The organism is Streptomyces sp. DSM 120436 (genome assembly GCF_055778765.1).
This window is the reverse complement of record NZ_JBSKBS010000001.1, coordinates 1,071,998-1,095,999: the sequence shown is the minus strand read 5'-3', so window position 1 is coordinate 1,095,999 and position 24,002 is coordinate 1,071,998. Positions and strand designations below refer to the sequence as shown.

The window sequence follows — 24,002 nt, the reverse complement described above, 5'->3', positions numbered from 1 at the left end:
GGCCGTCTGAACCCGGGGTTACGGCGACATGACGTCCAAGGCAGCGGGTGGTGGCCCGCGGGGACGCGGCGGAGGGGGCGTGCCCGTGCGGGCACGCCCCCTCCGGCTGCCGGACGCGTCAGCCGCGCGCCGCCTGGGTGGTGCGGCGCACCACCCGGAAGGCCGCGTACGCCAGCAGGGCGGCGACGGCGAGCAGGACGCCGGTGGCGACCAGCTGGAGCGGCCAGTAGTGGGAGGCGGGGTGGAAGTCGCGGTAGAAGGCGGTCGCGCCCAGGTCGGCCAGGGCGTCACCGCAGTCGGGGGCCTGGCTGTTGAGGCACGGGGCCGCGGCCCGGCCCCCGCCGTCGGTCAGCACGCCCTCGCGGACGTGCAGGCCGCTCCCCGCCGGTCCCTCGTGCAGGGCGCTGAGCCGGGTCACGGACGGCCACAGGTACGGCAGGGCCGCATGGACGCCCGCCCACAGGACGCCGAGGGCGGCGACGGCGGTGACCAGGGCGGACAGGGCGCGGCGCAGGACCAGCCCGGCCAGGACGCCCGCCGCGAGACCGGCCAGCGCCAGGCCCACGGGGACGGTGCCGCCCGCGAGGAAGGTGGCGGGGCCGTGCCAGGACTTGGCGGTGTCGACGCGGCCGTCGGCCGCCGTCCACGCCCAGCGGTGCAGCGCCGCCGGCAGACCGGCCGCGATGACGACGAGCACGGCGGGCAGGGCCAGCCGGGAGGCCAGCCAGCGGGCCGGGGAGACGCCCTGGGTCCAGGCCAGGCGGACCGTGCCGGACTCCGTCTCACGGCCGGCGAGCGAGCCGCCCGCCCAGGCGGCGACCAGGAACGGCACGACGAGCGCGGCGGCCGTCGTCCAGGTGTAGACGTTCTTGAAGCGGAGGATCGCGTCCTGGTCGTAGCGGCAGCCCGCCCCCCACTCGCAGGCGTTGTACGCCTGCCAGGCCGCCGCCGAGGAGTCGGTGAGGGGACCGCCGAGCCACAGCAGTGCCGCCGAGGTCAGCAGGACCAGCGCGCCGCCGCCGATCAGGGCCGGGCGGTGCAGCCGGAGCAGCCAGCGCCACTGGCGGGGGGCGCGGGCGGTGCGGTCGGCGGCGGGGGCGGCCGGGGTGGTGAGGGCGGTGGTCATGCGGCGGTCTCCGTGGACTCGGACGCGGACTCGGACGCGGACGCGGACGCGGGGGTCAGAGCCGGGGCCGTGGGGTTGCGCAGGTAGGACAGGACGAGTTCCTCGAGGGACGGCGTGCCGGTGCGCCAGTCGCCGGGCAGCGGGCCGGCCGGGCGGATCAGCGCGCTGAGCTGGCGGCCGGTGGTGCGGGACTCGACGACCTCGTGCGGCGCGAGGTCCGCCGCGGCGGGGGCGGCCACCCGGGTGTGGGCGGCCAGCAGGTCGTCGATCTCGCCGGCCAGCCGGACCCGGCCGCCGCCGACCAGCAGCAGGTGGTCGCAGGACTCCTCCAGCTCGGCGACCACGTGCGAGGACATCACGATGGTGGTGCCGTGGGCGGCCGCCTCCCCCATCAGGACGCCCGTCAGCTCGTGCCGGGCCAGCGGATCGAGGTCGGCCATCGGTTCGTCCAGGAGCAGCAGTTCGGGCCGCTTGCCGAGGGCGAGGGCGAGCGCGACACGGGTGCGCTGGCCGCCGGAGAGCGCGCGGATCCGCCGGTCCGGGTCCAGGTCGCCGCCGGCCACGACCCGCCGCGCGGTGCCGGCGTCCCAGTGGCCGGGGTTGAGGTCGGCGCCCATGCGCAGCGTCTCGGCGACCGTGAGCTGCGGGTACAGCGGCTTGCCCTGGTCGACGAAGCCCACCCGGGGGCGGGCGGCGGCCGGGGCGGCGCCGAGCACGCGGACCGTGCCCTCGGTGGGGGCGAGCAGGCCCGCGGCGAGCGCGAGCAGGGTGGACTTGCCCGCGCCGTTGGGGCCGACGACGGCGCACACGCGTCCGGCGGGCAGCCGGAAGGAACAGTCGCGCAGCGCCCAGGCGCGCCGGCCGAAGCGTTTGCCGAGCGCGTCCGCCTCGAGGGCCGGGACGATCATGAGGGGTCTCCCTGTGAGGTGTGCGCAGGCGCGGGGCGAGCGTCCTGCTCCGGATAGTGCGTCTCGAGCACGGCGGTGAACAGCGCGGCGACGTCCTCCCGCTCCAGGCCGGACTCCCGGGCCCGGGCGGCCCAGTCCTCCAGCTCGGCGCGCAGCGGGGAGTCGGCGGGGGCGGCGCCGAGGGAGCGGCGCACGAAGGTGCCCAGGCCGCGCCGGGCCTCGACCAGTCCCTCGCGCTCCAGCTCCCGGTACGCCTTCAGCACGGTGTTCGGGTTGACGGCGGTGGCCTCCACGACCTCGCGGGCCGTGGGCAGTCTGTCGCCCGGGGCCAGCAGTCCCAGGCGGAGCGCCTGCTTGGTCTGCTGCACGATCTGGACGTAGGTGGCCACGCCGCTGCGCCGGTCGATGCGGTAGTCCACCACTCGACAACCACCCTTTCACTAATTGAGTAGTGAAAGGGTGGTGCAAGGGGGCGCGAAAGTCAACCGCGGACCCGTGAACCGGTCGGCGGGGCCCGTCCGGTGAGGGGACGTGAGCGAGGTGAGAAGCGACGGCGAGCTGCTGCGCGCCGTCACGGCCGACGGCGGCCGGCGCGCCTTCGGTGAGCCGCACCGGCGGTGCGCGCCGTGGCCGCACCGCGCGCAGGCGCGCCCGGTGCGCCGACGCGACTCTCGTCGACGACGTTGCGGGAGACCTTCCTCGCGGTGTGGCGCGGCACCGTCCGCCGGCGGGAGGACGCGGCGCGCGCGGACGCCGCCGGCCGGCTGGGGCGGATCGCCTCGCGCCGGCTGGTCGACGCCCTGCGCGGGGCCGGGGCACGGGGGAGGCCGGGGGCACGGCGGCGGCCTCGGCAGGCGCCGACGCGGCGGCTGCGCCACCGGGACGAGGCGCCGGCGGAGGAGCGCGTGCTTCGCGGCCGGCCGGGGACGTCACGGTGGGGGCGGCGGCCGTCCTCGCCCCCGCCCCGGCCGGGCGCGGCCTCCGCGGTGCGCCGCCGGGACACCGCCGGGCTGGGACATCGCCCGGCCGGGACATCGCCCGGCCGGGACACCGCCCGGCCGGGACACCGCCCGGCCGGGACACCGCCCGGCCGGGACACCGCCCGGCCGGGACATCGCCCGGCCGGGACACCGCCCGGCCGGGTCAGGCGGTCGCCGGGTTCCTGCTCATGGCGGCGGTGCCGGCGCCGCCGCTGAGCCCCGCGGACCGGGCGCCGTTCACCGCGCCGGGCGACCCGCGCCGGGCGGACGCCCACGACTGCTGGGCGCTGCCGCTGTGCGCCGTGCTGCTCGCGGTCGCGGTCGCGGTGTGCTGCGCCGAGTCGGTCCGGCGGCGAGCGCTCCGTCCGCTCAGGTCTCCGTCCGCTCAGGTCTCCGTCCGGTACATCAGGTCCGTCTCGTGGGTGACGAAGCCCAGCCGCTCGTAGACGGACACCGCCGCCTTGTTGTCGGCGTCGACGTACAGCATCGCGGTGGGCAGGCCCCGGTCCGCGAGGTGGCGCAGCCCGATCGTCGTCAGGGACCTGCCGAGTCCGCCGCCCTGGGCGTCGGGGGCGACGCCGAGGACGTACACCTCGCCGAGGCCCTCGTCGGCGTGCACCTTGGTCCAGTGGAAGCCGATCAGCCGTCCGTCGCGCTCGGCGAGGAAGAAGCCCTCGGGGTCGAACCACGGCTCGGCCTTGCGGTCGTCGAGGTCCCGCTGGGTGAGGGAGCCCTGCTCGGGATGGTGGGCGAACGCGGCGGCGTTCAGCGCGAGCCAGGCCGCGTCGTCCCGGCCGGGCTCGAAGGTGCGCACGGTCACGCCCTCCGGCAGCACCGGGTCGGACAGGTCGAGACCCGCCAACGGCCGCCGCATCTGCCGTAGTTCGCGGAACAGCGTCAGACCGAGCACCTGCGCCAGGTGCCGGGCGGCGGAGCGCCCGCCGTGCGCCCACACCCGCAGCCGCTTGCCCGACGCGGCGAGCAGCGCCGTGCCGAGCGCCCGCCCGTGCCCCTGCCCGCGGTACGAGGGGCGCACCACCAGCTCCGCGGCCGGCGGCTCCACCGGATCGGTGTCCTCCAACTGGGCGTACCCGGCGAGCTCTTCACCGACGGTCAGCAGCAGGTGCGAGACGCCCTCCCGCTCGCCGCCGCGCAGTTGCAGCCGCCCCTGTTCCGACACGGCCTGCCGGCCGTCGTCGCGCGCCGCCTCGTCGAGCAGGGCGAGGACCGCGTCGACCTGCGCCGGGTCGAGCGCGGTGTACGTCTGGAGCGAACGGGGACGGCCGGGCGGGGGGAACGCGTCGCTGGTCATGCGTACGAGGGTAACGAGGGCGAGGGGACGGCACGGCACGGCGAGGGGCGGCAGCGTGCCGCACGGGCGACGACGGCGGTCGCGGTGAAAGATAGACCAGGCTGTGACCCGGAAACCCTGTCGCGCTACGCGCGTTGACCCTAGGCTGCGCCGGTACCCACTCGCACCGACAGGGGGGCGTATGCCAGCCACATCCCCGGCGCACCCGCGCCGCAGACGCCGTACGAACCGTCTCCTCGTGACCGCCGCCGGTGTCCTCACCGTCGGCGCCCTGGCCGCCGCGGCCCTGCCCGGTGCGGCGAGCGCGGGCGAGCAGCACGGCAGGGGCAAGGGCCACGACCACCGGCCGGGCCGCTACCAGGACGTGCAGCTGCTGTCCTTCAACGACCTGCACGGCAACCTGGAGCCGCCCACCGGTTCCTCCGGCCGGGTCACCGAACTCCAGCCGGACGGCACGACGAGGACGATCGACGCGGGCGGCGCGGAGTACCTGGCGACGCACCTGCGCCAGGCCCGCAAGGGCAACCCGTACTCCGTCACCGCGGCCGGCGGCGACATGGTCGGCGCCTCCCCGCTGATCTCGGGCCTGTTCCACGACGAACCCACCATCGAGGCGCTGAACAAGCTCGAGCTGGACGTCACCTCGGTCGGCAACCACGAGTTCGACGAGGGCGCGAAGGAGCTGTCCCGCCTGCAGAACGGCGGCTGCCACCCGACGGACGGCTGCTACACGGACAAGAGGTTCAAGGGCGCCGACTTCCCGTACCTGGCGGCCAACGTCCTGGACGAGAGGACCGGGAAGCCGCTCCTCAAGCCGTACTGGGTGTGGAAGAAGAAGGACGTCAAGATCGGCTTCATCGGCGTGACCCTGGAGGGCACCCCGGACATCGTGTCCGCCGAGGGCGTCAAGGGCCTCGTCTTCAAGGACGAGGTCGAGACCATCAACAGGTACGCCGAGGAGCTGCGCCGCAAGGGCGTGAGGTCCATCGTGGCGCTGATCCACGAGGGCGGCTTCCCGGCCTCGCAGAGCTACAACTACGACTGCGACTCCCCCGGCGCCGGCGACGGCATCTCCGGCCCGATCGCGGACATCGCGAAGAACGTCTCGCCCGAGGTGGACGCGCTGGTCACCGGCCACACCCACAACGCGTACGTCTGCACCGTTCCCGACCCGGCGGGCAAGCCCCGCACGGTCACCTCCGCCGCGTCCTTCGGCCGGCTCTACACCGACACCACGCTGACGTACGACCGCCGGACCGGCGACATCGCCCGTACGGCCGTGAAGTCCGCGAACCACGTGGTGACCCGGGACGTCCCCAGGGCGCCCGACATGACCCGCCTGATCGACAAGTGGAACACCCTCGCCGCCCCGATCGGCAACCGCCCGATCGGCTACATCTCCGGCGACATCGTCAAGGACGGCACCGAGTCCCCGCTGGGCGACCTGATCGCCGACGCGCAGCTGGAGTACGCCCGCACGCTGGACCCGGAGACCGACCTCGCCCTGATGAACCCGGGCGGCATCCGTGCCCCGCTCACCCACGCGGCGAGCGGCGGTGAGGGCGACGGCGTGGTGACCTTCGCGGAGGCCTTCACGGTCCAGCCGTTCGCCAACACGGTCAACCTGCAGACCTTCACCGGCGAGCAGCTGATCCAGGCCCTCAAGGAGCAGGTCGGCGGCCCGAACGAGGCCGCGCCGAAGATCCTCCAGGTGTCCGACGGGCTCACCTACACGCTGGACCTGACGAAGACCGGCGCCGACCGGGTCGTCACGGACTCGATCCGGCTGAACGGCGAGCCGGTCGACCCGTCGGCCGACTACCGCGTCGCGACGAACAGCTTCCTCGCGGGCGGCGGCGACGGCTTCCCCACCCTGGGCGAAGGCACCGACGACCTGGTCGGCGAGGACGACCTGACGGCCCTGGAGCAGTACCTCACGGCCAACTCCTCGGCCGGCGACCCGATCGACCCGCCGGCGGCGGACCGCATCACGATCGTGCAGTGACCCGCATGACGGACGGGGCCGGTGCTGTGCACCGGCCCTCTTCGTTTTCTAGCCCTCGAGGTCCCACACGACCGCCTGCGCGACGATCACCCGCTCCCCGTCGAAGGTCACGGCGGGTCCCTCGTGCAGCCGGTACCCCAGCTCGAGCGCCTCGCTGACCCGCCGGCAGAACGCGGCGTCGTCGGGGCCGGTCAGGACGCGGTAGACGGGCAGCCCGTCCGGTGGATTCGCCATGCGCCCCAGGGTGTCACGGGCCGCCGGGCACCTCGGGCGGCGGCGTCGGGGCGCCCGGGAGGCGGATGACGGCGGTGGTGCCGCCGCCCTCCGCCGGGGTGAGGGCGACCGTGCCGCCCGCCTGCTGCACCGTGCGCGCCACGATGGACAGGCCGAGGCCCGAGCCGGGCAGGGCGCGGGCGCCGGGGGAGCGCCAGAAGCGGTCGAAGACGTGCGGGAGTTCGTCGGCCGCGATGCCCGGACCGTGGTCCCGGACGGTGAGGACCCCGTCGGCGAGCCGCACCTCGATCGTGCCGCCCGGCGGGCTGAACTTCACCGCGTTGTCCAGCACGTTGACCACCGCCCGTTCCAGCGCCGCCGGTTCGGCCCGCACGTACCAGGGGCTCAGGCCGGCCGTGATGGTCAGCTCCGGGCCGCGCAGCCGGGCCCGGCGCAGGGCCGCCTCCACCACGTCCTGCCAGGCGACGATCTCCGCACGGCCCGCCTGGTGGCCCGGGTCCGGGCGGGACAGCTCCTGGAGGTCGCCGATGAGCGCGGCCAGCTCCGTCATCTGCGCCTTCACCGAGTCCAGCAGCGCCTTGCGGTCGGCGGGCGGCAGGGGCCGCCCGGTGTCCTCGCTGCGGGTCAGCAGTTCGATGTTGGTGCGCAGCGAGGTGAGCGGGGTGCGCAGTTCGTGCCCGGCGTCCGCGATGAGCTGCTGCTGCAGGTCACGGGAGCTGGCGAGGGCGGACGTCATGGAGTTGAAGGAGCGCGACAGACGGGCGATCTCGTCCTCCGACTCGTCCTCCACGGGGATGCGGACGCCCAGGTCCTCGGTGCGGGCGACGTGTTCGACGGCCTCGGTGAGCTTGTCGACCGGGCGCAGTCCGGCGCGGGCCACGGCGAGACCCGCGGCGGCCGAGCCGAGCACCCCGAGACCGGAGACCAGCAGCAGGATCAGCGCCAGGTCGTTGAGCGTGGACCGGGTGCCCTTCAGCGGGACCGCCACGATGACGGCCGCGTGGGTGCTGGTCAGCGTGGCGGGGTCGTTGATGACCAGCGGCAGGGTCAGCACGCGGACGTCGTCGCCGTCCTGGTCGGCGCCGTCGCGGAAGATGCCCCGCGAGCCGTTGCCCGCGTTCTCGATCACCCTGCGGTCCGACGCGGTGACCTTCACGCTCCCCACCGAGCTGGGGAACAGGCAGACCGTGCCGTCCTCCTTGACCACCTGCGAGTACGTGTACTGGAAACCGCCCGCGCCGCTGTCGCGGGGCGTCTGCGTGCAGTCGGTGAGGGCGCTGCGGATCTCGTCCACCCGCTGCGGGCCCTGCAGCACGGTCGCCTTCTTCAGGTCCTCGTCGACCTGCTCGTACAGCTTGCCCTGCACGATGAACCAGCAGGTCACCGAGACCGCGGCCACCGCGAACGCCACGGCCGCGGCGACCAGCAGCGACAGCCGCGCCCGGATCGGCAGGGCGCGGAAACGGCGTACCGGTCCGGTCACTCCGCGCCGCCCTGCCGCAGCACGTACCCCACCCCCCGCACCGTGTGCACCAGGCGCGGCTCGCCGCCCGCCTCGGTCTTGCGGCGCAGGTACATGACGTACACGTCCAGCGAGTTGGACGACGGCTCGAAGTCGAACCCCCAGACCGCCTTGAGGATCTGCTCACGGGTGAGCACCTGGCGCGGGTGCGCCATGAACATCTCCAGCAGGGTGAACTCCGTGCGGGTCAGCTCCACCGGGCGTCCGGCGCGGGTCACCTCCCGCGTGGCCAGGTTCATGGTCAGGTCGGCGAAGGTGAGGACGTCGTCGGTCCCGGCGGAGGCGGCCACCGCCGCCGCGTACGAGCTGCGCCGCAGCAGGGCGCGGATCCGGGCGAACAGCTCGTCCAGCTCGAACGGCTTCACCAGGTAGTCGTCCGCCCCCGCGTCCAGACCGGTCACCCGGTCGCCGACGGTGTCCCGGGCCGTCAGCATCAGGATCGGCGTGGTGTCGCCGGTGGCGCGGATGCGGCGGGCGGCGGTCAGACCGTCCATCCGGGGCATCTGGATGTCGAGGACGAGGAGGTCGGGGCGGTGGGCCGCCATCTTCTCCAGGGCGTCCACGCCGTCGACGGCCTCCTCGGTGTCGTATCCCTCGAAGGCCAGGCTGCGCCGGAGCGCTTCGCGCACCGCCGGCTCGTCGTCGACGATCAGGATGCGCTGCGGGGCACGGTCGCCGTCTGCGGGGCTCATCGGGTGGCGGGTCCTTCGGCTGCGCGCCGCGCGGCGGGCGCGGCGGGGGAGGGGGCGGGCTGTCGGATCCTCAGCGTCGCACGTTTCCCGTCCGGTGCGTCAGTTCGTCGCACCGGCCCGCAGGTCCGGCAGGTCCGCCTTGAGCGTGTTCACCGGGATGGCGAAGCCCAGCCCCACGCTGCCCGCGGCGGAGGACTCGGCGCCGCTCGGCGCGTACATCGCGGAGTTGATGCCGATGACGTTGCCGTTCATGTCGATCAGCGCGCCACCGGAGTTGCCCGGGTTCAGCGAGGCGTCGGTCTGGATGGCCTGGTACGTGGTCGTGGAGTCGCCGGTGTCGCCGTTGAACTGCCGGCCGCCGTACTCGAACGGCCAGCCGCCGCCGCGCTGCCCCTGGCCCCCGTCCGTGGACACCGTGACGTCACGGTCGAGGGCGGAGACGATGCCGCTGGTCACCGTGCCGGTCAGGCCCTCGGGGGAGCCGATCGCGACGACCTGGTCGCCGACCCGCACGCGGTCGGAGTCGCCGAGCGTGGCGGCCTTCAGGCCGGAGGCGTCCTCCAGCTCGATCAGCGCCAGGTCCTTGCCGCTGTCGGTGCCGGTGATCCGTGCGTCGTAGGTCCTGCCGTCGTCGGTGCGCACCTGGATCCGGGAGGCGCCGACCACCACGTGGTGGTTGGTGACGACCTCGCCGTCCTCGGTGAGGATCACACCGGACCCGGTGGCCGAACCGGACGACGAGGCGGCCGTGATCTCCACGATGCTCGGGCCGGCCGCCTCGGCGACCCCGGCCACCGTCCCCTCGAGGGACGCCGGCACCACGTCGGTCCCGGCGGCGGAGGAGGCGCTGACGCCGGCGGGGGAGCCGCCGGTCAGCTCCTGCACCCCGTAGGCGGTGGTGCCGCCGATCGCGGCGGCGACGATCGCCACGGCGACCAGCAGCTTGGCCGGGCCCCGGTTCCGCCGGTGCGCCGGGGCCGGGGCGGCGGGGCCGTCCGCGGGATCCGGGGCCGGGGGAGCGTAGGCCGGCGGGGGCGGCCACTGGGGGTTCACCTGGGACGGACCGTACTCGGGGGCGCCGCTCGGGCGGGAGTTCTCGCTCATGCTCCTGAGCGTTCCGCCCGTCGATGAGAGCCGCCTGAGTCCTCGCTGAGAAGTCCGGCAGAAGTATGTATGTCCGACATAAAGGCCCGGCGCGTCCGCGGGTGCGGTGCGATGAGTCCCGGACCCCGGGGGCTAGGAGCAGCCGCAGGACTGGCGGACCACCAGGCGGGACGGGAAGACCTTCAGGCGTTCCCGGCGCGAGCCCGCCACCCGCAGGCCGTCGTCCAGGACCAGGTCGACCGCCGCGCGGGCCATCGCCGGACGGTCGGAGGCGACCGTGGTCAGCGGCGGGTCGGCGAGCGCCGCCTCCTTGATGTCGTCGAACCCGGCGACCGCCAGCTCGCCCGGCACGTCGATGCGCAGCTCCCGGGCGGCGCGCAGCACGCCGATGGCCTGGTCGTCGGTGGAGCAGAAGACCGCGGGCGGCCGTCGCGGCCCCGACAGGATGTCCAGGGCGACCCGGTAGGCGTCGTAGCGGTTGTACGGGGCCTCGAAGAGCCGGCCCTCGGTGGCCACGCCGGCCTCCTCCATCGCGCGCCGCCAGCCCTCGACGTGGTCGGAGACCGGGTCGCCGACGGCGGGGGTCTCCGCGGTGCCGCCGACGCAGGCGACGTACTCGTAGCCGTGCTCCAGCAGGTGGCGCACGGCGAGCTGGGCGCCGCCGAGGTCGTCGGTGACGACGGCGACGTCGTCGAACGCCTCCGGCCGCTCGTGCAGCAGCACCACCCGGGCGTCCCACGCCTCGATCTCCGCGCCGGCCAGGTCGTTCAGCGCGTGGCTGACCAGGATCAGCCCCGAGACCCGCATGCCGAGGAAGGCGCGCAGATAGTGGACCTCGCGCTCGCCGATGTAGTCGGAGTTGCCGACCAGCACCATCTTCCCGCGCTCGGACGCGGCCTGTTCGACCGCGTGCGCCATCTCCCCGAAGAACGGCTGGCGGGCGTCCGGCACGATCAGGCCTATGAGGTCCGTGCGCCGGGACGCCATGGCCTGGGCGACGCGGTCGGGCCGGTACCCCAGCTCCTTGATCGCTGCGAGCACCCGCTCGCGCGTGGCCGGGGCGACCGGCCGGGGTCCGTTGTTGATGACGTAGCTGACGACGGCGGTGGACGTCCCCGCCAGTCGCGCCACGTCATCCCTGGTTACCTTGGCCACGCGCGGAGTCTACGCGGATATATCCCCTCCGGGCAGGGCGTGCCGGAGGCGGTGAACAAGGGGAGAACGGCTCGTGTGCGCGCACGCGACGCTCAGGCGTGCGGCCGTCAGGCCTCGGCCCGGACGGCGCCGGCGTCCCGCACGGCCGTCTCGTCCGCTTCCGCCGCTTTTCGCCGGGCGTCCTTCGCCCTGGCCTCCTCGGACGCGCGTTCCCCCCGCTCCGGTGTAACGAATCGGTAACCGACGTTCCGTACGGTGCCGATCAGCGACTCGTGCTCCGGGCCGAGCTTGGCGCGCAGCCGCCGCACGTGCACATCGACCGTACGGGTGCCGCCGAAGTAGTCGTAGCCCCAGACCTCCTGGAGCAGCTGGGCGCGGGTGAAGACCCGGCCGGGGTGCTGCGCGAGGTACTTGAGCAGCTCGAACTCCTTGAAGGTCAGGTCCAGGACCCGGCCCTTGAGCTTCGCGGAGTAGGTCGCCTCGTCCACGGAGAGGTCGCCGTTGCGGATCTCCATCGGCGAGTCGTCGTCGACGAGCTGCCGGCGGCCCGTCGCCAGCCGCAGCCGCGCCTCGACCTCCGCGGGGCCGGCGGTGTCCAGCAGCACGTCGTCGATGCCCCAGTCCGCGGTGACCGCGGCCAGGCCCCCCTCGGTCACCACCAGCAGCAGCGGGCAGCCGGGGCCCGTGGAGCGCAGCAGCTGGCACAGGCTGCGGACCTGGGGAAGATCGCGGCGGCCGTCGACGAGGATCACGTCGGCGCCGGGGGTGTCCACCAGCGCCGGGCCCTCCGCGGGCGCCACCCGGACGTTGTGCAGGAGCAGACCGAGGGCGGGGAGCACCTCCGTCGACGGCTGGAGCGCGTTGGTCAGGAGCAGCAGGGAACTCATCGGGTCGCCTCACCTGCCCGGTTCGTGGTTTCCCGGAACGCGGCCGTCCTGCGTTCGTGCACGGTTCGCTCGCCCATAACGTCTGGTTCCTCCTGGGTCCCTGCGATGGGGCACCTCCCGTGCCATCGAGGCAGCGGGGGAGTTCACGGCCTTGCCGCGTGCGTTCGACGGCCCGTACACCCGGCGGTCCCCCGCCTTCGTATACAACGCTTCCGAAAGCACAAAAGGACCCGGGGGCTTCAGTGCCCGAGTCCTCTTCGCAGCAGAATAGCCGACATGGGCACCGAGGCGGCAGGTGATGTGGCGCGATCCACCCTGGGTCCACATGCCGGGACGCGGAACGTCACGCAGGGCGGTGCGCCGCTGCGGACGTTCTTGCGCACGGCGGACGGCGTGGCGATCGATTCCGTGTACGAACGAGGTGGGGGCGGTGCGCGGAACGGTGCACGGAGCGGTTCCGGAAACGGTTCCGAGAACCGTGACGGGGGCGGGGGGAAGAGGGTCCGCGATGATGCGCCGGGGCTCGCTCTCGTGGTCGCGCACGGGTTCACCGGGGACGCGGACCGGCCCCACGTGCGGCGCGTCGCACGGGTCCTCGCGCGGTACGGCGCCGTCGTCACGTTCTCCTTCCGGGGGCACGGGCGGTCCGGCGGACGGTCCACCGTGGGCGACCGCGAGGTGCTCGACCTCGCCGCGGCGGTCGCGTGGGCGCGGGAGCTGGGGCACACGCGGGTGGTGACCGTGGGGTTCTCCATGGGCGGCTCGGTGGTGCTGCGGCACGCCGCGCTGGAGGCCGGCGGGGTGGACGCCGTCGTCTCGGTGAGCGCGCCGGCGCGGTGGTTCTACCGGGGGACCGCGCCCATGCGGCGGCTGCACTGGCTGGTGACGCGGCCCTCCGGGCGGCTGGTCGGGCGGTACGGGCTGCGCACCCGCATCCACCACCGGCAGTGGGACCCCGTGCCGCTGTCCCCCGTCGAGGCCGTCCCCCGGATCGCGCCGACGCCGCTGCTGGTCGTGCACGGGGACCGGGACGCCTACTTCCCGCTCGACCATCCCCGGATGCTGGCGGACGCCGCCGGGGAGCACGGGGAGCTGTGGGTCGAGCACGGCATGGGGCACGCGGAGAACGCGGCGCCCGAGCCGCTGTTGGGGCGCATCGGGGACTGGGCGGTCGCCCGGGCGGGCTAGCCTGGCCGTGTTCACCGTCAACCGATCGAGGAACCAGCAGATGGCAAAGGTCACGGTGCGGTACTGGGCCGCCGCCAAGGCCGCGGCGGGGGTGGCCGAGGAGCCGTACGAGGCGGGCACGCTCGCCGACGCGCTCGCCGCCGTGCGCGAGCGGCATCCCGGCGAGCTCACTCGCGTGCTGCTGAGGTGCTCGTTCCTCGTCGACGGTGATCCCGTGGGAAAGCGCGCGCATGAGACGGTACGGCTGGCCGACGGCGGCACGGTCGAGGTGCTTCCGCCGTTCGCAGGAGGGTGAGGGATGACGAACCAGCCGTACGGGTCGTACGGGGGCTATGGGGGCCAGGGTCACGAGGGCCACGAGGGCTACGGGGTTCCTGGGAGCCAGGGGGGCTATGAGGCTCCGGGAGGCCACGGGACCCACGGCACCTACGGGACCCGCGGGACTTACGGGGCTCAGGGGGCTCAGGGGGCGCCGGATCCGTACGCGCCCCACCAGCAGCCGCAGTCCCAGCCGCAGGCGTGGCCGGGGCAGCGGTACGACGATCCGTACGCGGACCAGCAGCACACGCAGCAGTGGCAGGGACAGACGTGGGAGACGCAGATGCAGCCGCCGGTGGCGGCGGCTGAGGAGACGTCCTACCTGCCTCCGCAGGGGGTCCCTCCGGTGACCGCTCCCGCGGCCGCTCCCGCGCAGGTGCCGGAGCCCGCTCCGGTGGGGGAGGGCGAGCCCGCATACGGTCCGGCCACCCTCGCCGGGAACTCCCGCGTGACCGACGCGCAGCGGGCCCGGGCCGAGGGGCGGTCGCCGATCATCGAGCCCGGGGTGCAGCCCGCGGCGCTGACGGCGGTGCTCGGTCTGCTGCTGGCCGGCGGGGCCGCGCTGGGCACGTACGCGCTGCTCGTGCCGCTGGTGGTGCTGCAGGGCGTGACCGCGGCGGGGTGGTTCCGGCTCAACGGGATGTGGCCGGCGCGGCAGGGCATCGCCCTCGGGTTCCTGGGGGCGCTGGCCGCGGACGCGGCGATGCTGGTCGCGGACCGGTCGCCCGCGGCGATCCTGGGGGCGCTGGGGGTGTGGGTGCTGCTGTCGCTGGCGCTGCAGCTGCGGTCGCACGCGGACCCCGACGAGCGGATGTACGGCCTGATGGCGACGGTGGTCGCGGCGGCCCTGGCGATCGCGGCGGGCGGATACCTCGCGGCGGACGCGGACGCGGTGGTCGTGGGGGCGGTCGCGGTGGCGGCGGCGATGGTCGCGCGGGCGCTGCCGGTGGCGACGGCGGCCTCGGTGGCGGTCGCGCTGGCGGTGGCGGCCGGTGCGGGGTACGTGGCCGGTGGGATGTCGGCGGACGGGGCCCTGATGGGGGCCGGGGCGGCGGTCTGCGCGCTGATCGGCCACCGGGTGGCCAGCTACGACTACCCGTCCCGCTTCGTCCACTTCACGGCGGGCGTCGCCCTGCCTCTGGCAGCGGCGGGTCCGGCCGTCTACGTCCTGGGCCGGCTGTTCGCCTGAGGCCGCCCTGTGCAGGGGGCTCCGCCCGGTGAGGGGGGTGGGGCTGCTGTCCGGTGGGGGTCGCGGTGTGACGCCTGCGGCGCAGGGATGCTGTCCGGTGGGGGCGGGCGTAGCGCCCACGGGCGGTGGGTGGTGCGGGGCCGCGGTGGGGGCGGTCGTCCTCGGTCCGGCGCGAGAGTGCGTCTTGGTGAGTGAAGGGGGTGGGCGCCAGCCGCTGCGGGCGCCCACCCCCACCCCCACCCCGCCGTACGCGGCCACACCCCCGCCCACGCCGGGTGCCCCGCCCCGCCGTACGCGGCTACCGCCCGACGGTTCGAGGGAGTGCAGGCCCCGCCAACTAGCGGGCATTCGTGTCTTCCCCCGTGCCTCAAAGGCCTGGGAGGTGCCCCCGGGGCGGCACGGGTGGGCGCTGGGGGCACCCCCTCCGGGGGAGGCGCCCCGCCGGCGCCGGGTTGCGCAGACACCCCCGGCCCGCACCGACCCCGTGCAGGACGTCGCGTCAGCGCGGAGTGCCCCGAGGGCTGGAACACAAGGTCCTCCGTGTCATGGCGGTCGGCTCCCACGTCACCCCGGCGCCCACCGTGTCGCGTCCTTTCCGGACGGTCAGGGACGGTCCGATCGCCCGGGCCGTGAGTACGGGACCGAGCCGCCCCGTCCCCCGCACGGCGGGCGCCGTACGTCGGGCGGATCCGAGGCGTCCCTGTCACAGGTGATCCACAATCCCCCGTTCTTCCGCAGCCCCCGCACTACGCTCGCGTGAGGGCGGCCGCCGGTCGCCGGGCACACGTCAGGTGGGGGACTCCGCATGCGCGCACTGCGAACATTGCTCGTCATCGCCGTGGTACTCGGCGGCATCTTCGTCATCGTCGACCGCGTCGCCGTCCACATCGCCGAGGGTGAGGCCGCCGACCGCCTCCGGGCCACCGAGGGCCTGGCCTCCACCCCCGACGTGGACATCGAGGGCTTCCCCTTCCTCACCCAGGTGCTCGGCGGCTCGTTCGACGAGGTGCGGGTCGGCATCTCGGACTACGAGGCCGGCGCCGGAGAGGGCGGCGGGACGATCCGGATCGCCGATCTGCGGGCCGATCTGCGGGACGTCGAGTTCTCCGGTGACTTCGGCTCCGCCGTCGCGGACAGCGCCACCGGTACGGCGACCCTCGCCTACGACGAGCTGCTGAAGGCCGCGAAGGCCGAGCCCCGGCAGGTGGCCCCCGGCATCACCGCCGAGGTGGTGGGGCTGTCCGACGGGGGGAACGGGAAGATCAAGGTCGCGCTGGAGACCACCGTGCTCGGCAAGGAGCTGCCCGAGCCGGTCCCCGTGCTCAGCTCGGTGACCGTCGTCGACGGGAACACCGTGCGGGTGCGGGCCGACGCGCTGCCGGTGCTGGGCGGGGTGGAGATCGCCGAGTCGCGGGTGCGGCGGATCACCGACTTCGAGCAGAACATCGACGGGCTGCCGGGCGGGATCCGGCTGGAGAAGGTGCAGGCGGCCGCGGACGGCGTGGACGTCACGGTGACGGGGACGGACGTGCGGCTGGCCGGGTAGGCGGGTGTCCGGTGGGCGAGACGGGGACGTCCGCTGGGCAGATGGGGCGGCGCGGACGGTGGGCGCGCCCTCGGCGCGGTGGGCGGTTTTCCTGGTCGTGGTATCGGTCCGTGGACGATCTCGTCTCAGTATGCGACACGTCGGTGACAGGGGCGCCGGTCCGTCCCTACGATCGTCCTCATGCAGTGTCAGACGAGCGTCCTCCGTTCGAGGGGACAGGCGGATCTCACGAAGCGGCGGGCAGTGGACCTGTGCCGTGTCGCCGCCATGCTCTGTCGCACTTTCTGAGCGGACGCGTCTTCCGTCCGCATTCCCGTCGAGGGGACCCGCGCGCCGCCCCGGTCCGGGCGCGTACGCACCCTCGTACCCGCACGCCCCCCGCACCTGCCCCGGAGGAGAACAGCATGGCCCGCAGCGACGTCCTGGTCGACGCCGATTGGCTCCAGGAGCACCTGGACGACCCGACCATCGTGATCGTCGAGGTGGACGAGGACACGTCCGCCTACGACAAGAACCACATCAAGAACGCCGTCCGGATCGACTGGACCCAGGACCTGCAGGACCCGGTCCGCCGTGACTTCGTCGACCAGGCCGGCTTCGAGAAGCTCCTGTCCGACAAGGGCATCGCCAACGACCACACGGTCGTCCTCTACGGCGGCAACAACAACTGGTTCGCCTCGTACGCGTACTGGTACTTCAAGCTGTACGGCCACGAGAACGTCAAGCTCCTCGACGGCGGCCGCAAGAAGTGGGAGCTCGACGCCCGCGAGCTGGTCCCCGGCGACGAGGTGCCGCAGCGGCCGAAGACCGAGTACAAGGCCAAGCCGCAGGACCTGTCCATCCGGGCCTTCCGCGACGAGGTCGTGGACGCCATCGGCAAGAAGAACATCGTCGACGTGCGCTCGCCCGACGAGTTCTCCGGCAAGCTGCTCGCCCCGGCCCACCTGCCGCAGGAGCAGTCGCAGCGCCCCGGCCACGTGCCGACCTCCCGCAACATCCCGTGGTCCAAGAACGCCAACGACGACGGCACCTTCAAGTCCGACGAGGAGCTCAAGGCGCTCTACGAGGCCGAGCAGGTCGACCTGTCCAAGGACACCATCGCCCTGTGCCGCATCGGTGAGCGCTCCGCGCTGTCCTGGTTCGTGCTGCACGAGCTGCTCGGCGTGGAGAACGTCAAGAACTACGACGGCTCCTGGACCGAGTACGGCTCCCTCGTCGGCGTGCCGATCGAGCTCGGCCCCGGCAAGTAACCCTCCCGACCCCTTCAGGAGTTAAGACATGTGCGGTGCGAAGGCCGGCGGCCCGGACGCCTCGACGATCAAGCCCGGTGAGACCACCATCCAGGGTCAGGTGACCCGCGACGGCGAGCCGGTGACGGGGTACGTCCGCCTGCTCGACTCGACCGGCGAGTTCACCGCGGAGGTCCCGACCTCCGCGACCGGACAGTTCCGCTTCTACGCGGCGGAGGGCACCTGGACCGTCCGCGCCCTGGTGCCCGGCGGCACCGCCGACCGCACGGTCGTCGCCCAGCAGGGCGGCCTGGCCGAGGTCGCGATCGCGGTCTGAGCGAGGCTCGCACGAAGGGCCGCGTCCTCGTGGGCGCGGCCCTCCGGCATGTCCGGACCTACGCTGGAGACATGTACGCGCGCAGGCGCCACGCCTACTTCGTGCTGATGGGCGGCTGCATCGGGCTGTTCGTCCTGGCCTGGGGCGTCGTACGGCTCTGGTCGGTGCCGGCCGCCGTGGCGATGTGCCTGGTCGCCATGGTGATCCCGCCGGTCGCCGCGGTGGTCGCCAACCGGCGGGGCCCCGAGGACCGCTGGTGGGACGCCCCCTCGGGCGACCCGCAGTCCGACGAGTGGTGGGACGAGCTGGACGGGAGGAAAGGACCCCGGTAGACCCGTCAGTACACGAGCGCCTGGACGCCGTCCGTCACGGCCTCCTGCACGAAGACCTGCGCGCCCGCGATCCGCACGCCCTCGAGGACGTCCTTCTCCGTGATGTCCCGGCGGGCCGCGCACTGGGTGCACAGCGTGATCCGGCCGGTCGCGAGGACGGAGTCCAGCAGATCGGGCAGCGGAGCGGCGTGCGGCAGCTCGAACTCGGCGGCCCGCCCCGGCAGCGCGAACCACGCCGACTCCCCGGTGAGCCACAGGGACACCTCGACGCCGCTGGCCGCCGCCACCGCGGCCACCGTGAACGCCTGAGAACAGCGCTCGGGTGCATCGGCCCCGGCGGTCACCTTGATCACGAGCTTCTTCGCCATGACCGCATGGTAGTCAGGGGGCCACCTCGCACGACGGGGGCCGTGCCCGGCCGCGTAAGCTGGGGGCCGGCCCCGTGCACACCCTCGCACCCCCGCTCAAGGAGCACCCCGTGATCCTCTTCTTCGAAATCCTGCTGGTCCTCGTCGCCGTCGGCGTTCTCGCCTTCGCCGGGCTGACCGTGAAGAAGCTGTACCAGGGCCAGCGCTGATCACCGACGCCAGGAAGTTCCGCTCATGATCGAGATTCCGTCCGACCTGCACAAGGACCTCGTCCCGCTCGCGTTCCTGCTCGGCAACTGGGCGGGTGCGGGCGTGCACGACTTCCCCGGCGCCGAGAAGTGCAACTTCGGCCAGGAGGTCACCTTCACCCATGACGGGCGGGACTTCCTGGAGTACTCCTCGCACACCTGGGTGCTCGACGGCGACGGCAACAAGGTCCGTCCGCTGGAGTCGGAGCACGGCTACTGGCGCATCGACGCCGACCGCAAGGTCGAGGTGACCATGGTCCGTGACGACGGCGTCGTCGAGGTCTGGTACGGCGAGATGGCCGACAAGAAGCCGCAGATCGACCTGGTGACCGACGCCGTCGCCCGCACGGCCGCCTCCGGCCCGTACACCGGCGGCAAGCGGCTGTACGGCTACGTCAAGAGCGACCTGATGTGGGTCGGCGAGAAGCAGACCCCCGAGGTCGAGCTGCGCCCCTACATGTCGGCGCACCTGAAGAAGGTCGTCACCCCGGAGGAGGTCGAGCGCTGGGCCAAGGCCCTGCCCGACGACATGCCGGACGACGGGATCGCGTTCTTCAAGTAGGCGCCTCGCGACTGAGCCAGGTGCCCACGGCCCCACGCCCCCCCACGCCCCCCGTGCCACTGCGGCCGGGGGGTGTTGTGCGTGTTGAGGAGGCTCCACGGTTAACAAATCAAACCGCATGGCAATGCGCTTGCTGCTGCCGGGGCGCGCGACTACATTGACGATGTCTTCGCGGAGCGAACCCCGGGGCGCCGTGCATGCGCGGAGCCCCGGTCGCAACATGCCTGCGACCGGGGCTCCGGAGGCTGTGCCCTGGGCGGCTTGCGAGGCAGAGGCGGACCCAGAACGTTCGTTCACCACGCTAGCACAGCGCATCCCTGGAGGCGCGTAGGAGGAACCGTGACCGATCGCCTGCCGGCGTGGATGCTGCGCGACCTGTCCCTGCCGCGCCTGCGGCGATACATCCGGGCCGCACACGGCGACGCCCGCGCCGCGGAGCGACTGTACTGGTGGAACGTCGAGGTGTCGGCCGCCCTGCTGGGTTCACTGCACTGTCTGGAATTGGCCCTGCGCAACGCCCTGCACGGCGCGCTGGTACGACACCACGGCAGACCGGACTGGTGGACGGTGGCGCCCTTGAACGAGCGAGGGCGCAAGCTCGTGGACGACGCACGCCGCTGCTGTGGGCGCCGCCTGCGGCGCACGACGCCGGACGACATGGTGGCGGAGCTGACCTTCGGCTTCTGGGTGTCGCTGCTCAGCGCAGGCTACGACCGTGACTTCTGGGTGCCTGTCCTGCACTCGGCGTTTCCGTACTACCGAGGGCGTCGCGACCGTCTCTACCGCGACCTGACTTCTCTGGTCCTGCTGCGCAACCGGGTGATGCACCACGAGCCGGTTCATCACCGGCACCTCGCCGCCGACCATGACACCATCTACCGCGTGCTCGGCTACCTCAGCCTGGAGCTGACCAAGGAAGCGCGGGCCATGGACCGCTTCCCGACCGTGGTCGCGGACCGGGCGGATGTCCTGAGCGGTGCCAGACCGCCGCAGTTCTGAGGGGGAGGACCCGGTGACCGACTCTGTGGCACCGACCGCGGCGAAGGACGAGACGGAGTTCGCCGGTGTCCTCGTCTCCCGGCCGGAGATCGCCCGTCTCGCGGGAGTGAAGCGCCCCGCCGTGACCAACTGGGAGCGGCGGCACGCGGACTTCCCCCGGCCTGTGACCGTTGACGCCGGGACCGAGAGGTTCCGTGCCCGCGACGTGCTCACCTGGCTCTCCGGCCGGGTCGTCCCCGCCAACGCCCGACGTCCGGGCGAACCGGCGGGCACGACCTACGGCGACCGGTTCCGCGCGGGACTTTCCGGCGGCACACCCGGCGGGCTCCTGCGCACGGTCGAGCGGCTCGCGGGGCCGGAGGCGGACCGGCTTCGGGGGCCGATGCCGAGGGACCGCTATCTCTGGTGGCTGCTGTGGCTCGTCCTGGACCAGGTCGTGGAACCCGACGGTGGCCTGGCCAGGGCCGTGGACCACTTCCGTCAGGCGGTGCACGAGCACGACCTGTCGCGGGAGACGGTTCCGCGTGACCTGCTGAATGAACTCGCCGACATCCTCGGCCGCACCCCCTCGAGCTCCGAGCAGGAGAACCAGGCGGCGTTCGACCATGTACTGGTGCTCTGGCGAGCCGCTCATGCGCGCGAGGGCGGTGCGTTCCTCACCCCGCCGTCTGTGAGCCGGGTCATGGCCGGAGCACTGGCCGCCGTACATCCCGGGGCGCGGAGCGTGCACGATCCGTACGGCCGTACCGGAGAACTGCTCGTCGCCTACCTGGATGCCGTCGCCGCGCGGGGTGGCGACCCGCCGTCCCGCGTCGGCGGCCGAGTGCCCGACGCGCTGGAACGGCAGGTGGCGGAAGCGAACCTGCGGGTGCGCCATGGGCGCGCAGTGCGCCTCGGTGAGGGAACGTTCACCCCGGTGCTCGCCCCCTTTGCCGACCCCGCCGGCGCCTTCGACGTGCTGTTGACCAATCCACCTTTCGGTCGCCGCCTGGAGAACGCGGAGCCACCTGCGTACTGGACCTACGGTCCGGCCCGCAGGTCCGAGTTCGACTGGCTGCAGTACGTCGTCTCGCGGCTCGCTCCGGGGGGCCGGGCCGCCGTACTGCTGCCGGCCGGGGCGTCCTCCAACGCCGGTGCCGCCGAGACCGTACGGGCCGGGCTGGTCGAAGCCGGGGCCGTGGAATGCGTGATCGCGCTGCCCGCCGGGCTCTTCACCCTCACCGCCGTCAAGACGCACATCTGGTTCCTGCGCGCGCCCGGGACCACGGGGACGACCAGCCCCGAGGTGCTGTTCGTCTCGGGTGAGCACCTCGGGCACCAGGTCAGCCGTACCCAGTGGGCCCTGACCGATGACGACGTCACCCTGCTGGTGGGTGAGTACACGTCCTGGCACTCGGCACCCACGGCCGGGCGCCCCTTCGCGGGCACCCCCGGTCTGAGCCGGGTCGTACCGGTGTCAGACATCGCGGACCGCAGACATGGTCTGGACCCCGCCGGGTACGTGCGGGCGTCCGACTGGGTCGCGCCTGACCCCACCGAGACCCGGGACCGGCTGGCGAGACTGGCCGAGAGGATCGAGAGCCTGCACACGCGGGCCGCGGCGGCCGACGCCGACGCGGCCCGGTGGCTCAGGAGATACGGACTGTGACGACAACTGACGAACCGACACCACCGGCCGGCTGGTCGCGACACCCGCTCGGGGAGCTGTGCGCGTCCATCCAGGCCGGACCGGGCCTGCGGGCCGAGGACAAGGGCCGAGAACCCGCGGACGGCGGCGTCCCCGTCGTGTCGCCGCGCGACCTGCGGGGCCAGCGGATCGTCACCGACGAGGCCGCGACCGTGCCCACGATTCCGTGGGCGCGGGCACGGACGCTGGCGAAGTACGAACTGGCCGAGGGGGACATCCTCCTCACCAGGACCGGAACCGTGGGACGCTGCGCACTGGTCACCCGGGAGCACGCGGGCCGGCTCTTCCACCCCAACCTGGTGCGGCTCAGGCTGCCCGAGGACGGGAGGACCGAGGCCGCGTATCTCGTCGCGTATCTGAGTGCCACGGCTGCGCAGGACTGGATCAGATCGCGGGCGGCCGGCGCGGTCATCCCGTCGCTGAGCATCCGCACGGTGAGCGAGCTGCCCGTCCTCCTGCCTCCTGCAGTCGAGCAGAAGGCCATCGGGGCCGCGCTCGCCGCCCTCGACGACAAGATCCAGGCGCACACCGAACTCGCCCGCACGACCCGCGCCTACCGCAGCACGCTCGCCGACGCCCTGCTGAGCGGTTTCCTGTCGACCGGGAAATGATCCGACCCGCACCGGCCTAGACTCGTGGTGTGGTGAGCACCGACTGGAAGAGCGACCTCAGGCAGCGCGGGTACCGGCTGACGCCCCAGCGCCAGCTCGTGCTCGAAGCCGTCGACACCCTGGAGCACGCGACCCCCGACGACATCCTCGTGGAAGTGAGGAAGACGGCGTCGGGGGTCAACATCTCCACCGTGTACCGCACGCTGGAGCTGCTGGAGGAACTGGGCCTGGTCAGCCACGCCCACCTCGGGCACGGCGCGCCGACCTACCACCTCGCCGACCGCCACCACCACCTGCACCTGGTCTGCCGCGACTGCTCCCAGGTGATCGAGGCGGACGTGGAGGTGGCCGCCGAGTTCACGGAGAAGCTGCGGGACGCCTTCGGCTTCGACACCGACATGAAGCACTTCGCGATCTTCGGCCGGTGCCGGGACTGCTCCCCGAAGGCGTCCCCCGCCGAGTCGTAGGCTAGGCGTATGAAAAGCCCTCTGCTGACCCTGCCCGGCGCCGTCCCCGCCGAGGGCGTGGACGAAGGCGTGGCCGCCCACTACGGCGACCTGTTCCGCGAGCAGCGCGCCCTCGCCGACGGCACCGGCTTCGTCGACCTGTCCCACCGCGGGGTCGTCGCCGTCTCCGGACCCGAGCGGCTCGCCTGGCTCCACCTGCTCCTCACCCAGCACGTCCAGGAGCTGCCGCCGCACCAGGCCACCGAGGCGCTGATCCTGTCCGCCAACGGCCACATCGAGCACGCGCTCTACCTGGTCGACGACGGCGGGACGACCTGGGCGCACGTCGAGCCCGGCACCCAGGAGGCGCTGATCGCTTACCTGGAGTCGATGAAGTTCTTCTACCGGGTCGAGGTCGCCGACCGCACCGAGGACATCGCGGTGGTGCACCTGCCCGCCGGGTCCATCGCCGAGGTGCCGGAGGGCGCGGTGGTGCGCGAGACGCCGTACGGCAGGGACCTGTTCCTGCCCCGCGGCGACCTGGAGACGTACGCGGGGAAGGCGGGCCCGGCCGCCGGACTCCTCGCCTACGAGGCGCTGCGGGTGGAGCAGCACCGGCCGCGGCTCGGCTTCGAGACCGACCACCGCACCATCCCGCACGAGCTGGGCTGGATCGGCTCCGCCGTGCATCTGCAGAAGGGCTGCTACCGGGGCCAGGAGACGGTCGCCCGGGTGCAGAACCTGGGCAAGCCGCCGCGCCGGCTGGTCTTCCTGCACCTGGACGGCAGCGAGGTGCACCTGCCCGTGCCGGGCACCGAGCTGCGCCTGGCGGATGGGGGAGGCCCGGACGGCCGGAAGGTCGGCTTCGTCACGACCTCCGTACGCCACCACGAGCTGGGCCCGGTCGCTCTCGCGCTGGTGAAGCGGAACGTCCCGGTGGACGCCCGGCTGCTGGCCGGTGACACGGCCGCCGCGCAGGAGACCGTCGTCGAGCCCTGAGCCGCGCGGCCCGTCGGG

27 protein-coding genes and 1 pseudogene are annotated in these 24,002 nt (G+C 73.4%); 17 read left to right on the top strand and 11 right to left on the bottom strand.

Annotated features, from left to right (window positions below; genetic code table 11):
• Positions 1-118: 118 nt before the first annotated feature.
• From ACWH4W_RS04985 to ACWH4W_RS04975, 3 genes are read right to left on the bottom strand one after another with little or no spacing between them, the layout of a single operon-like run.
• Positions 119-1,126, bottom strand: a complete 1,008-nt coding sequence (locus ACWH4W_RS04985; protein ID WP_473074619.1) for an ABC transporter permease — start codon at positions 1,124-1,126, stop codon at positions 119-121.
• A complete protein-coding gene (locus tag ACWH4W_RS04980) occupies positions 1,123-2,034 on the bottom strand; it encodes an ABC transporter ATP-binding protein (RefSeq protein ID WP_473074618.1) in 912 nt (303 codons plus the stop codon). Before ACWH4W_RS04980 ends, ACWH4W_RS04985 begins: the two co-directional genes overlap by 4 nt.
• Positions 2,031-2,456 carry a GntR family transcriptional regulator gene (locus ACWH4W_RS04975; RefSeq protein ID WP_473074617.1) on the bottom strand — a complete coding sequence of 142 codons (426 nt, stop codon included), beginning with the start codon at positions 2,454-2,456 and terminating at the stop codon, positions 2,031-2,033. The genes ACWH4W_RS04980 and ACWH4W_RS04975 overlap by 4 nt, the downstream gene beginning before the upstream one ends.
• A 109-nt stretch (positions 2,457-2,565) precedes the next feature.
• Between ACWH4W_RS04975 and ACWH4W_RS04970 the strand changes: the two are divergent.
• Positions 2,566-2,951, top strand: a pseudogene (locus tag ACWH4W_RS04970) (RNA polymerase subunit sigma-24); the annotation flags it as partial.
• A gap of 448 nt (positions 2,952-3,399) precedes the next feature.
• Here the strand turns inward: ACWH4W_RS04970 and mshD are convergent.
• A complete protein-coding gene (gene mshD / locus ACWH4W_RS04965; RefSeq protein ID WP_473074616.1) occupies positions 3,400-4,326 on the bottom strand; it encodes a mycothiol synthase in 927 nt (308 codons plus the stop codon).
• Between the two features lie 181 nt (positions 4,327-4,507).
• On the opposite strand from mshD, the gene ACWH4W_RS04960 reads away from it, so the two are divergent.
• Complete coding sequence (locus ACWH4W_RS04960; protein ID WP_473074615.1) at positions 4,508-6,331, top strand: bifunctional metallophosphatase/5'-nucleotidase; 1,824 nt, start codon at positions 4,508-4,510, stop codon at positions 6,329-6,331.
• Between the two features lie 48 nt (positions 6,332-6,379).
• Here the strand turns inward: ACWH4W_RS04960 and ACWH4W_RS04955 are convergent, their stop codons facing one another.
• The 6 genes from ACWH4W_RS04955 to ACWH4W_RS04930 form a co-directional block, all read right to left on the bottom strand.
• The gene (locus ACWH4W_RS04955) at positions 6,380-6,565 is read right to left on the bottom strand and encodes a DUF1737 domain-containing protein (RefSeq protein ID WP_473074614.1); all 186 of its coding nucleotides are present in this window, start codon (positions 6,563-6,565) and stop codon (positions 6,380-6,382) included.
• A 13-nt stretch (positions 6,566-6,578) separates the two neighbouring features.
• Positions 6,579-8,048, bottom strand: coding sequence for a HAMP domain-containing sensor histidine kinase (locus ACWH4W_RS04950; RefSeq protein ID WP_473074613.1), 1,470 nt, complete (start codon positions 8,046-8,048; stop codon positions 6,579-6,581).
• On the bottom strand, positions 8,045-8,779 hold the full coding sequence (locus ACWH4W_RS04945) for a response regulator transcription factor (RefSeq protein ID WP_473074612.1): 735 nt from the start codon (positions 8,777-8,779) through the stop codon (positions 8,045-8,047). The genes ACWH4W_RS04950 and ACWH4W_RS04945 overlap by 4 nt, the downstream gene beginning before the upstream one ends.
• 99 nt (positions 8,780-8,878) lie before the next feature.
• A complete protein-coding gene (locus tag ACWH4W_RS04940) occupies positions 8,879-9,883 on the bottom strand; it encodes a S1C family serine protease (RefSeq protein ID WP_473074611.1) in 1,005 nt (334 codons plus the stop codon).
• Between the two features lie 132 nt (positions 9,884-10,015).
• The gene (locus ACWH4W_RS04935) at positions 10,016-11,038 is read right to left on the bottom strand and encodes a LacI family DNA-binding transcriptional regulator (protein WP_473074610.1); all 1,023 of its coding nucleotides are present in this window, start codon (positions 11,036-11,038) and stop codon (positions 10,016-10,018) included.
• A 107-nt stretch (positions 11,039-11,145) separates the two neighbouring features.
• A complete protein-coding gene (locus tag ACWH4W_RS04930) occupies positions 11,146-11,925 on the bottom strand; it encodes a winged helix-turn-helix transcriptional regulator (protein ID WP_473074609.1) in 780 nt (259 codons plus the stop codon).
• Between the two features lie 276 nt (positions 11,926-12,201).
• Here ACWH4W_RS04930 and ACWH4W_RS04925 point away from each other — a divergent pair, with 276 nt between their 5' ends.
• From ACWH4W_RS04925 to ACWH4W_RS04890, 8 genes are all read left to right on the top strand, one after another.
• Positions 12,202-13,113 (top strand): alpha/beta hydrolase, encoded by a 912-nt coding sequence (locus tag ACWH4W_RS04925; RefSeq protein ID WP_473074608.1) that lies wholly within the window; start codon positions 12,202-12,204, stop codon positions 13,111-13,113.
• Positions 13,114-13,153: 40 nt separating this feature from the next.
• Positions 13,154-13,408 (top strand): MoaD/ThiS family protein, encoded by a 255-nt coding sequence (locus tag ACWH4W_RS04920; RefSeq protein ID WP_106413580.1) that lies wholly within the window; start codon positions 13,154-13,156, stop codon positions 13,406-13,408.
• A 3-nt stretch (positions 13,409-13,411) separates the two neighbouring features.
• Positions 13,412-14,620 carry a hypothetical protein gene (locus ACWH4W_RS04915; protein WP_473074607.1) on the top strand — a complete coding sequence of 403 codons (1,209 nt, stop codon included), beginning with the start codon at positions 13,412-13,414 and terminating at the stop codon, positions 14,618-14,620.
• Between the two features lie 805 nt (positions 14,621-15,425).
• Positions 15,426-16,166 (top strand): LmeA family phospholipid-binding protein, encoded by a 741-nt coding sequence (locus ACWH4W_RS04910; protein ID WP_473074606.1) that lies wholly within the window; start codon positions 15,426-15,428, stop codon positions 16,164-16,166.
• A 180-nt stretch (positions 16,167-16,346) separates the two neighbouring features.
• Positions 16,347-16,454 (top strand): putative leader peptide, encoded by a 108-nt coding sequence (locus ACWH4W_RS04905; protein ID WP_351998383.1) that lies wholly within the window; start codon positions 16,347-16,349, stop codon positions 16,452-16,454.
• A 116-nt stretch (positions 16,455-16,570) separates the two neighbouring features.
• On the top strand, positions 16,571-17,416 hold the full coding sequence (locus ACWH4W_RS04900) for a sulfurtransferase (protein WP_473074605.1): 846 nt from the start codon (positions 16,571-16,573) through the stop codon (positions 17,414-17,416).
• A 28-nt stretch (positions 17,417-17,444) separates the two neighbouring features.
• Positions 17,445-17,732 (top strand): DUF1416 domain-containing protein, encoded by a 288-nt coding sequence (locus ACWH4W_RS04895; RefSeq protein WP_004986406.1) that lies wholly within the window; start codon positions 17,445-17,447, stop codon positions 17,730-17,732.
• 71 nt (positions 17,733-17,803) lie between these two features.
• The gene (locus ACWH4W_RS04890; RefSeq protein ID WP_473074604.1) at positions 17,804-18,064 is read left to right on the top strand and encodes a DUF3099 domain-containing protein; all 261 of its coding nucleotides are present in this window, start codon (positions 17,804-17,806) and stop codon (positions 18,062-18,064) included.
• A 5-nt stretch (positions 18,065-18,069) separates the two neighbouring features.
• Here the strand turns inward: ACWH4W_RS04890 and ACWH4W_RS04885 are convergent, their stop codons facing one another.
• Entirely contained in the window at positions 18,070-18,432 is a 363-nt protein-coding gene (locus tag ACWH4W_RS04885; RefSeq protein ID WP_473074603.1) for a DsrE family protein, read from the bottom strand.
• Between the two features lie 74 nt (positions 18,433-18,506).
• On the opposite strand from ACWH4W_RS04885, the gene ACWH4W_RS04880 reads away from it, so the two are divergent.
• From ACWH4W_RS04880 to ygfZ, 7 genes are all read left to right on the top strand, one after another.
• A complete protein-coding gene (locus ACWH4W_RS04880; protein ID WP_274543384.1) occupies positions 18,507-18,641 on the top strand; it encodes a hypothetical protein in 135 nt (44 codons plus the stop codon).
• Between the two features lie 25 nt (positions 18,642-18,666).
• The gene (locus ACWH4W_RS04875) at positions 18,667-19,242 is read left to right on the top strand and encodes a heme-binding beta-barrel domain-containing protein (RefSeq protein WP_473074602.1); all 576 of its coding nucleotides are present in this window, start codon (positions 18,667-18,669) and stop codon (positions 19,240-19,242) included.
• Positions 19,243-19,581: 339 nt separating this feature from the next.
• The gene (locus ACWH4W_RS04870; RefSeq protein ID WP_473074601.1) at positions 19,582-20,241 is read left to right on the top strand and encodes a hypothetical protein; all 660 of its coding nucleotides are present in this window, start codon (positions 19,582-19,584) and stop codon (positions 20,239-20,241) included.
• Between the two features lie 13 nt (positions 20,242-20,254).
• Positions 20,255-21,889, top strand: coding sequence for an N-6 DNA methylase (locus tag ACWH4W_RS04865; RefSeq protein WP_473074600.1), 1,635 nt, complete (start codon positions 20,255-20,257; stop codon positions 21,887-21,889).
• A complete protein-coding gene (locus tag ACWH4W_RS04860; RefSeq protein ID WP_473074599.1) occupies positions 21,886-22,539 on the top strand; it encodes a restriction endonuclease subunit S in 654 nt (217 codons plus the stop codon). Before ACWH4W_RS04865 ends, ACWH4W_RS04860 begins: the two co-directional genes overlap by 4 nt.
• 29 nt (positions 22,540-22,568) lie before the next feature.
• A complete protein-coding gene (locus tag ACWH4W_RS04855) occupies positions 22,569-23,006 on the top strand; it encodes a Fur family transcriptional regulator (protein ID WP_473074598.1) in 438 nt (145 codons plus the stop codon).
• A 9-nt stretch (positions 23,007-23,015) separates the two neighbouring features.
• Complete coding sequence (gene ygfZ / locus ACWH4W_RS04850) at positions 23,016-23,984, top strand: CAF17-like 4Fe-4S cluster assembly/insertion protein YgfZ (RefSeq protein ID WP_473074597.1); 969 nt, start codon at positions 23,016-23,018, stop codon at positions 23,982-23,984.
• The last annotated feature ends 18 nt before the right edge of the window (positions 23,985-24,002 follow it).